We start from the raw sequence: 10,000 nt of genomic DNA, 5'->3' as shown, positions 1-10,000 counted from the left end.
CAAAGCAAATATGATTTTAATATTCTTTCGTAATCACTCGTGAAATATAAAAGTTGCGATTTGCTGCTAAATCAATAATATCGCCTGAATTAATTAATTTAACAAGAGGACGCGTTGGTGCATATTTATTGATGAACATTACTTCACCTAACTCTAAATTTGATAATTCAATTTTTGTGCCAATCGGTAAATCGACAACTATATCAACAAGTGCTTGGACAACCTGAGCATCAAACTTTCCAAACTCCTCTTCTTTAATCATTTCAATCACTTTAAAGGGAGATTGCTTTAAACGGTATAATCTTTCACTTATCATCGCATGGAATACATCCGCAACCGCTATAATTTGGGCAAAGTTCGTAATTGAACTCATCTTTTCACCCTTTGGATAACCACTACCATTTAATCGCTCATGATGCTGATAAATTGCTACTTTCATGACTTCTTTAAGTGCTGGTAGATCCTTAACAAGTAAATAACTATAATAAGGATGCTGTCTAACCTCAGCGAATTCAATTTCTGTTAGTGCACTTTGCTTATCACGAATACGGGGAGCTACCTTGGCCATACCACTATCTGCCAACATTCCTGCGATAGCTACTTGAATGATAGTACCACGATCATGCCCTAATTTTTTTGAAATAATTGAAGCAATCAATCCCGTCGCAATACAGTGATGGAATAAGTAATCTTTTGCATTGGAATAACTGTTTAAATCAAATATGTACGAACGATCTTCTAATACCTTTTCAATTAAAGGGATAATCATTCCTCGAACTTTTGTAATATCGATTTTTGCACCCGCTTGCCAATTTCCAAATTCCCTTTTTATTTGAGCAATGGCATCATAATAATCGGTTTCAAAACTTGTGTAATTCGATAATTTAATTATTGTTGTCTCTACTTCTATTTGTTTTTCAGTTAATACTTCTAATTTCTTTTCTTTATATATTAAAATCTCTTTTAAATTAAACATCTCAAAAATGCGGAAATGTTCATGAATGATCTTTGCGTTTTTGTAAATAATCGGATATTGTGTATTGGCAAAAATATCTTCAGCTACGATTTTTCCTAATTGTAACTCTTCCACCCTCATAACTACTGTTTCCAATGTCACACACCCCTAATTTAAGTAATTTATTCCTATTGTATCGAACAATTTAACTATTGAGAAGATAATTTTAAAGTTTTATTGTTCATATTTCATTTGATTTAAGTAGAAATTTAAGAGGGGGGTCTTAGAGCTTGAAATGAACAAAATAAAAATGCCAAAACGTTTGTTTAACAACGTTTTGGCATTTTAAAATTTAAGTCACTTTATTGTAAAAAGAGCTTGTTAGACAGCTTCTTTCAATTAACTTATTCTACATCATCTTCATCATCGATGTCTGATGTATCTTCGTCCTTCTTAACCCGTGCTACAGTAGCTACAAATTCATCCTCTGCCAAACGAATTAAACGAACACCTTGTGTGCTACGACCAATAACAGATATATCTTTTACATCCATACGAATCAACATACCGTTAATTGTAATTAACATAATATCTTCTGTTCCATCGACAGCCTTCACGGCACACATCTTACCATTCTTCTCTGTAATTTGCATCGTTTTTAAGCCTAAGCCACCGCGACTTTGTACGCGATACTCAGATTCAGGTGTACGTTTCCCATAACCCTTTTCTGTTACAACTAAAATTTCCTGCTCGGGTTCAATAATTTCCATACCAACGACATGATCGCCTTCACGTAATTTAATACCACGTACGCCGGCTGCTGAACGTCCCATTGAACGAATGTCTTCTTCTTTAAAGCGAACTAACATCCCATCACTAGTACCGATAATGATTTCTTTCGTACCATCTGTTAGATGAACAGATATTAAATCATCATCATCGCGTAACGTAATCGCAATTAAACCATTTGTACGGATATTGGCAAATTGAATAACTGGCGTACGTTTTGTAACACCTGTTTTTGTCGTAAAGATAAAGTACGCATCTTCTTCAAACTCAGCCACGCGAATCATTGCCGTTACTTTTTCTTCTTTATCGATATTAAGTAAGTTTACAAGTGGCAAGCCTTTTGCTTGACGCCCGTACTCTGGAATTTCATAACCTTTTGCACGGAATACTTTACCTTTTGATGTGAAGAATAAAATTGTATCATGTGTAGAAGTGAATAATAAATGCTCCACAAAGTCATCTTCGTTTGTGCCCATCCCTTGTACACCACGACCACCACGTTTTTGCGAACGATATGTATTCGCAGCTAGACGTTTAATATAGCCATTATGCGTTAATGTAATAACTGAGTTTTCACGTGGTATTAAATCTTCATCCTCAATCATTTCTAACCCACCCGCAGTAATTTCTGTACGGCGATTATCATTAAAACGCTCTTTTATTTCTGTAATTTCAGTTCGAATAATATCTACAACTTTTTCCTCATCAGCTAAAATAGCTTTTAATTCACCAATTAGCTTCTGAAGCTCTTGATATTCCGCTTCAATCTTTTCACGTTCTAATCCACTTAAACGAACAAGACGCATATCTAAAATAGCTTGTGCCTGGCGTTCAGATAAATCAAATCGCTCCATTAATTGGGGTTTCGCTTCTTCACCATTTCGAGAACCACGAATAATTGCAATAATCTCATCAATATGGTCTAAAGCGATACGTAAACCTTCCAAAATATGCGCGCGTTCCTCTGCTTTTCGAAGTTCATATGCAGTACGACGTTTGATGACTATTTTTTGATGCTCTAAGTAATGGTAGAGTACATCTTTTAACCCTAATACTTGCGGCTGTCCATCAACTAATGCCAACATATTTACACCAAAGCTAGATTGCATGGCTGTTTGTTTATATAAGTTGTTAAGTACAACATTGGCATTTGCATCACGACGTACTTCGATGACAATACGCATCCCGTTACGATCAGATTCATCACGTAAATGTGTAATCCCATCAATCTTCTTATCACGTACTAACTCAGCAATTTTTTCAATTAACTTTGCTTTATTTACTTGATAAGGAAGTTCACTTACTAAAATAGTCTCTTTGTTATTAGAGGTTTGCTCAATTTCAACTTTTGCACGTATTGTAATGGAGCCACGTCCTGTTTCATAAGCACGGCGAATACCACTGCGTCCTAAAATAATTCCCCCTGTTGGGAAGTCAGGGCCAGGGATAATTTCCATCAGTTCTTCTGTTGTAATTGCCGAGTTATTTGCAATAGCTAATACGCCATCAATTGCCTCGCCTAGATTATGTGGTGGAATATTAGTTGCCATACCAACAGCAATACCAGTTGCACCATTAACGAGTAAGTTTGGATACCGCGCTGGTAATACTTTCGGTTCGTTCTCACTACCATCGTAGTTTGGTTCGAAATCGATTGTATCCTTGTTAATATCTCGCAGCATTTCCATTGCGATCTTTGACATACGTGATTCGGTATAACGCATTGCTGCTGCACCATCACCATCAATTGAACCAAAGTTCCCATGACCGTCTACAAGCATATAACGATAACTGAAATCTTGTGCCATACGCACCATTGCTTCATAAATAGAGGAGTCACCATGTGGGTGGTATTTCCCCATTACATCCCCAACGATACGAGCACTTTTTTTGTAAGGTTTATCTGCTGTATTTCCTAATTCCTGCATCCCATATAAAATACGACGGTGTACAGGCTTTAGTCCATCACGAACATCTGGTAAAGCACGCGAAACAATAACACTCATCGCATAGCTTAAAAAGGATGATTTGATTTCGGTTGTAATATTTCTTGATTCAATATGTCCATGTTGAATGTCCGACAAAAAAAGGACCTCCTTCCAATTACACTAACTGTTACGTATCCAAGTCTTGCACGTATACCGCGTTTTCCTCAATAAAGTCACGACGGGGACCTACTTCATCACCCATCAAATGGTCAAAAATTCGGTCGGCTTCAATTGCATCATCTAATTCTACTCGAATTAATGTACGTTGATCCGGATCCATTGTTGTATCCCATAATTGAGTTGCGTCCATCTCACCTAAACCTTTATAACGTTGTACAACTGGTCTTGGTAATTTAGGCAAACGCTCTAAAATTTCTTCTAATTCGATATCTGAATAACAGTATTCAACATGTTTCCCTTGTTTCACTTGGTACAATGGCGGTTTCGCTGCATACACATAACCCGCTTCAATTAACGGTCTCATAAAACGGAAGAAGAACGTTAATAATAAAACACGAATATGCGCGCCATCTACATCGGCATCGGTCATAATAATGATTTTATGATATCTCGCTTTTTCTAAATTGAATTCCTCACCAATACCTGTACCGAAAGCTGTAATCATTGCACGGATTTCGGCATTCGATAAAATACGATCTAAACGTGCTTTTTCAACGTTTAAAATTTTCCCACGTAACGGTAAAATTGCTTGGAAATGTCGGTCACGTCCTGATTTTGCTGAACCACCGGCAGAGTCACCCTCTACGATGTAAATTTCTGATTCAGCAGGGTTTGTAGATGAACAGTCTGCTAATTTACCAGGTAAACTCGATACTTCAAGTGCCGATTTACGACGCGTAAATTCACGTGCCTTTTTTGCTGCAACACGTGCGCGAGCTGCCATCGTTCCTTTTTCAATAATTTGACGAGCTACAGTAGGATTTTCAAGTAAGAAGCGTTCAAAACCTTCTGAGAATAACGCGTTTGTAATTTGGCTTACTTCTGAGTTACCTAGCTTAGTTTTCGTTTGTCCTTCAAACTGTGGGTCTGGATGTTTAATAGAGACAATAGCTGTTAACCCTTCACGTACATCTTCACCTGTTAAATTTGTATCTGCTTCTTTTATTATGTTTGCTTTACGGGCATAGTCATTAATGACACGTGTTAATGCTGTTTTAAAGCCAGATTCATGTGTACCACCTTCATACGTATTAATGTTGTTGGCAAAAGACATAATTGTCGAGTTAAAACCAGCATTATATTGCATTGCAATTTCTACAGTAATGCCCTCTTTTTCACCAAAAACGTCAATTGGATTATGAATTGGTTCTTTATTGCCATTTAAGTGTTCAACGTATTCGCGAATTCCGCCTTCGAAGTAAAACGTCTCAGAACGTTCTTTCCCTGTACGTTCATCTGCAATGGCAATGCTAATTCCGCGATTTAAGTAAGCTAATTCGCGAATACGCGTTGCTAAAATATCGTATTCATATTCTGTTGTTTCTTTGAAGATTTCTTCATCGGCTTTGAAACGTGTTATTGTACCGTTGCTTTCTGTTTCACCAATAACTTTGAGTTTTTGAACAGTATGACCACGCTCAAATTTAATTTCATGAACTTTACCATCACGTTGTACTTGAACAATTGTTTCGCTTGATAATGCATTTACTACTGAAGCACCTACGCCATGTAGACCACCAGATACTTTGTAGCCTCCACCGCCAAATTTACCTCCAGCGTGTAAAACAGTCATAATTACTTCAACCGCAGACATGCCCATTTTCTCTTGAATATCAACTGGAATACCACGACCGTTATCTTCTACACGAATCCAATTATCTTGTTCAATTGTGACTGAGATGTTTGTACAATAGCCGGCTAATGCCTCATCGATACTGTTATCGACGATTTCCCATACTAGATGGTGTAAGCCCTTTGAACTTGTTGCACCAATATACATCCCTGGACGTTTACGAACTGCTTCTAAGCCCTCTAATACTTGAATTTGATCCGCATCATATGACTGCTGGACTTTATTTTCCTCTAAAGTCACTTTAGTTCACCTACTCTTTCATAACCTCAGTATGCTTCTCTTTATAAAAGCGTAATACTTTTATTTTTCAAACACTCGCTTTTATTTCTTGCTACTCAATACTTCCTTGTTGTACAGAAAATAATTTAGCTTGTTTAATCGTGTCATGGTGAATCCCATCCACACTTGTTGTTGTCACAAAAGTTTGGACTTCGCCTTGAATTGTATTTAATAAATGCGATTGACGATAATCATCTAATTCAGATAAAACATCATCAAGCAGTAAAATTGGTGTTTCCTTCGTTTCTTGCTTAATTAATTCAATCTCCGCAAGCTTTAAAGATAATGCCGTTGTCCGTTGTTGACCTTGAGATCCATATGTTTGAACATCATAATCATTCACATAAAATTGTAAATCATCGCGATGCGGACCGACTAGGGTAACACCGCGGTCGATTTCCCGTTGCTTTACTTCAGCAAGTTTTTTTTCCAAGTATTTGGCCATTTCTTCAGCAGTCCAACTAGCCTCCATTCCTGCTACAGGACGATACTTAATAACTAGTTTCTCTAAACCGCGAGAAATACCGAAATGAATTGGTTCTGCCCATTCTTGTAAAAGCTCTATGAACTGGAACCTTTTACGAATAATTTGAATAGCAGCTTGGATGTATTGTTCTGTATAAATATCAAACATCATGTTATTTGCTAATGATGCTTTTCCTTGATTGCTTTTTAATAAATGATTACGCTGTTTTAAAATTTTTTGAAATGTAAGTAAATCGTGTAAATAAACAGGTGAAATTTGCCCTATCTCCATATCGATAAAGCGTCTTCTAATTTGAGGACTCCCTTTTACAACGTTTAAATCTTCTGGGGCAAACATGACAACATTCATTTGTCCTATATAATTACTCAACTTAGTTTGTTCAAGATGATTAATCTTACCCTTTTTGCCCTTTTTTGAAATCGTTAACTCGATCGGAACACGACCATAACGCTTTTCAATCACACCTTCTATTTTACCATAATCCGCTTCCCAACGTATTAATTCTTTATCGTTCGATGTACGGTGGGATTTGGCCATCGCTAAAACATAAATTGATTCCATAACATTTGTTTTACCTTGCGCATTTTCGCCAATAAAAACATTAATTTTGGACGAAAAATCAAGTGAAAGCGATTCATAATTACGATAGTTTTTTAGCTGCAAGCGTTCGATATTCATGAATTACATTTCCTCATTTTGAATAAATGCATCGATGATACGGAAACGTCCAGTACCTGGAATATTCACAAGATCTCCGTGGCGTAACTTTCTTCCTCTACGATCTTCCTTCTCACCATTGACAAATACTTCATGCTCGCTTAAAAACCATTTTGCCATACCACCAGAACTAATTGTATCGGTCATCTTCAACGCTTGTCCGAGCGTTATGTATTCTGTATCAATTACTAAGTCATTCAATATAACTCAGCCTCCTCGGGAATAAAGTCTATCTTTCTATCATACCTAAAAATCGATGAGAAGTAAAAAAAGACAGTCACTAGAAGGTGACTATCTCAATATTTTTTATTACAGAGTATTCGATTAGTACGTACGAACAGGTAAAATTAATTGTAAAATCGCATCATCTGCTACTGAACGTATGATAAAAGGCCTCATTGCACCAGTAAACTGGATAATGACATCTTGCCCATCAATTGCTTTTAAAGCCTCCATCATATATTTCGCACTGAATGAAATTTTTAAAGCTTCACCATCTAACGTCTCAACTTGAATTTGCTCTTCTACCTTACCAATTTCAGGTGAATTCGATGAAATTTCAACGGTATTGGATTGTAAAGTTTCAAAACGTACAACATTATTTCGATCTTCACGAGCAAGTAATGACGCACGGTCGATTGCTTGTAATAATGATTTTCCGTTAATTGTTACATTTGTTTTGTAATCTTCCGGAATTAAACGAGATGTATCTGGATAATTCCCCTCAAGTAAACGCGAGAAGAATAGAACATCATCTGTTTTAAATAATACTTGTTGATTTGTTAAAACAATTTGTACAGGATTTGTCGAATCATCTAAAATTTTAAACAGTTCATTAAGACTTTTCCCTGGAATAACAACTGATGTGATATCTGTCGGTAAATTTTCCAGTTTTACTTTACGTCTCGCAAGACGGTGGCTATCCGTCGCGATGCATATTAATTCATCTGCTTCTACCTTCCAGTTGACACCTGTCAACACGGGGCGACTTTCAGAGGTAGCTACCGCAAATACAGTTTCGCGAATAATTGATTTTAGTAAATCCGCTGGAATTGAAAATTGTCGATCAGCTGATAGTTCAGGTAGTAAAGGATATTCAGATGCATCTGAACCAATTAGGTGGAATTCTGATTTACCTGAACGAATATTTGTAGCAAAGCCGTTTGTTACTTCAATTTCAACTTCATTTGTTGGTAATTTACGAACAATCTCATTAAACATACGAGCTTGTAATACAATTGAACCTGTTTCGCTAATGTTTATAATTTGTTCGCCATTTTCTTCAACAGGGATGAATGTTTGAATCGTAATGTCAGCATCACTACCTGTTAAATTAATTCCCTCATTCGTTACATCTATTTTAATCCCCGTTAAAATTGGAATCGTTGTTTTTGTATTAACAGCTTTCATTACATCATTTAATCCATTTAAAAAACGGTCACGTAAAATATCAAATTTCATTATTTAACCTCACTTATATATTATTTATTTATTAAAGATATTAATAGATATAGTAATAGGGCCTGTGGATTTGTGGATAACTACTATTCTAGTTAGTGTATACGCATTATTCACATGTTAGTAACTTGTGAATAGCATTGTGTGAAAATGCTAGTGTTATACACAGCTTATTTACCTAACATACTTCGAATTTGTTTAATGTCTTGCTGCAATTGTTGATCTATTTTTAAGAGTTTGGATATTTTTTCATGTGCATGGATGACGGTTGTATGATCTCGTCCTCCAAATTCTTCCCCTATTTTAGGCAATGAGAAATCTGTTAACTCCCGCGATAAAAACATCGCAACTTGACGTGGAAAGGCGATTGATTTCGTACGTCGCTTCGTGGTGAAGTCTTCAAGACGTATATTGAAATGCTCTCCAGTAGCTGTTTGTATATCAAAGATGGAAACCTTACGTGGCTTGGAGTTTGGCATTATGTCTTTTAACGCCTCGGCTGCCAGTTCTGGTGAGGCATCCTTATTTACCAATGATGAATAGGCAACAACACGAATTAAAGCACCTTCAAGTTCGCGAATATTTGTATCGACTTGATTTGCAATATATAACATTACTTCATTCGGGATATCTAGACCGTCTGCTTTCGCTTTTTTTCGTAAAATAGCGATACGTGTTTCTAAGTCTGGTGGTGCGATATCAGTAATTAATCCCCATTCAAAGCGAGAACGCAAGCGGTCCTCTAATGTTGGGATTTCTTTAGGTGGTCGGTCACTTGAAATGACAATTTGCTTTGATTCTTCATGTAGCGTATTAAACGTATGGAAAAATTCCTCTTGTGTCGATTCCTTCCCAGCTAAAAATTGAATATCATCGATTAGTAGAACATCTACATTGCGATATTTGTTTCGGAAATCAATTGTTTTATTATCTCGAATCGAGTTAATAAATTCATTTGTAAATTTCTCAGAAGAGAGATAGACAACATTTGCCTTTGGATTATGTTCCTTCACATAATGTCCAATTGCGTGCATTAAGTGTGTTTTACCTAATCCAACACCTCCGTAAATAAAGAAGGGGTTATATGCTTTAGCAGGGGCCTCAGCTACAGCCAAACTTGCTGCATGGGCAAAGCGATTTCCAGAACCAATAACAAATGTATCAAATGTATATTTAGGATTAAGCATCCCTGGTGTCGTGTCGTGTTGATCACTATTCCTTGCTTGTGTTATTGGAGGGGGAAGTTCAAAATCATCTGTATTTTGATCCTTCTGAACAACAAACTTTATGAGTAGATCTTCGCCAGTCAACTCATTTAAAATGCCTGTAATCATATGAACGTAGTAATTTTCAAGCCAATCACGAGCAAAAGAGTTAGGAGCTGAGATTGTGACATTTGTGCCACTATGGGCCAGCAGTTTGGTCGCTTTCAACCAAGTATCGAAGCTCGGCTTTGATATTTTCTGTTCAGCTTGGGTAAGCACAGCATTCCATAAATTTTCTAAATGTTCCAA

Annotated in this window: 7 protein-coding genes; all 7 read right to left on the bottom strand. The window is 36.6% G+C overall.

The genetic code is table 11. The features are described from left to right. Nucleotides 1-16 precede the first annotated feature (16 nt). The 7 genes from MHI10_RS00035 to dnaA all read right to left on the bottom strand — a co-directional run bounded on the left by MHI10_RS00035 (nucleotide 17) and on the right by dnaA (nucleotide 10,000). The gene (locus tag MHI10_RS00035; protein WP_340781935.1) at nucleotides 17-1,111 is read right to left on the bottom strand and encodes an HD-GYP domain-containing protein; all 1,095 of its coding nucleotides are present in this window, start codon (nucleotides 1,109-1,111) and stop codon (nucleotides 17-19) included. A gap of 248 nt (nucleotides 1,112-1,359) precedes the next feature. Next, nucleotides 1,360-3,828, bottom strand: a complete 2,469-nt coding sequence (gene gyrA / locus MHI10_RS00030; protein WP_340781934.1) for a DNA gyrase subunit A — start codon at nucleotides 3,826-3,828, stop codon at nucleotides 1,360-1,362. A gap of 31 nt (nucleotides 3,829-3,859) precedes the next feature. Further along, nucleotides 3,860-5,785 carry a DNA topoisomerase (ATP-hydrolyzing) subunit B gene (gene gyrB / locus MHI10_RS00025; RefSeq protein WP_340781933.1) on the bottom strand — a complete coding sequence of 642 codons (1,926 nt, stop codon included), beginning with the start codon at nucleotides 5,783-5,785 and terminating at the stop codon, nucleotides 3,860-3,862. A 91-nt stretch (nucleotides 5,786-5,876) separates the two neighbouring features. Beyond that, a complete protein-coding gene (gene recF, locus MHI10_RS00020; protein WP_340781932.1) occupies nucleotides 5,877-6,989 on the bottom strand; it encodes a DNA replication/repair protein RecF in 1,113 nt (370 codons plus the stop codon). 3 nt (nucleotides 6,990-6,992) lie between these two features. Beyond that, nucleotides 6,993-7,229 carry a S4 domain-containing protein YaaA gene (gene yaaA / locus MHI10_RS00015; RefSeq protein WP_340781931.1) on the bottom strand — a complete coding sequence of 79 codons (237 nt, stop codon included), beginning with the start codon at nucleotides 7,227-7,229 and terminating at the stop codon, nucleotides 6,993-6,995. Between the two features lie 123 nt (nucleotides 7,230-7,352). Continuing rightward, the gene (dnaN, locus tag MHI10_RS00010; protein ID WP_340781930.1) at nucleotides 7,353-8,489 is read right to left on the bottom strand and encodes a DNA polymerase III subunit beta; all 1,137 of its coding nucleotides are present in this window, start codon (nucleotides 8,487-8,489) and stop codon (nucleotides 7,353-7,355) included. A 167-nt stretch (nucleotides 8,490-8,656) separates the two neighbouring features. After that, nucleotides 8,657-10,000 carry a chromosomal replication initiator protein DnaA gene (dnaA, locus tag MHI10_RS00005; protein WP_340781929.1) on the bottom strand — a complete coding sequence of 448 codons (1,344 nt, stop codon included), beginning with the start codon at nucleotides 9,998-10,000 and terminating at the stop codon, nucleotides 8,657-8,659.

Source organism: Solibacillus sp. FSL K6-1523, assembly GCF_038005225.1.
Classification (GTDB): Bacteria; Bacillota; Bacilli; order Bacillales_A; family Planococcaceae; genus Solibacillus.
Note: the sequence above shows the minus strand (reverse complement) of the source record. Positions and strands in the feature narration are given on the sequence as shown.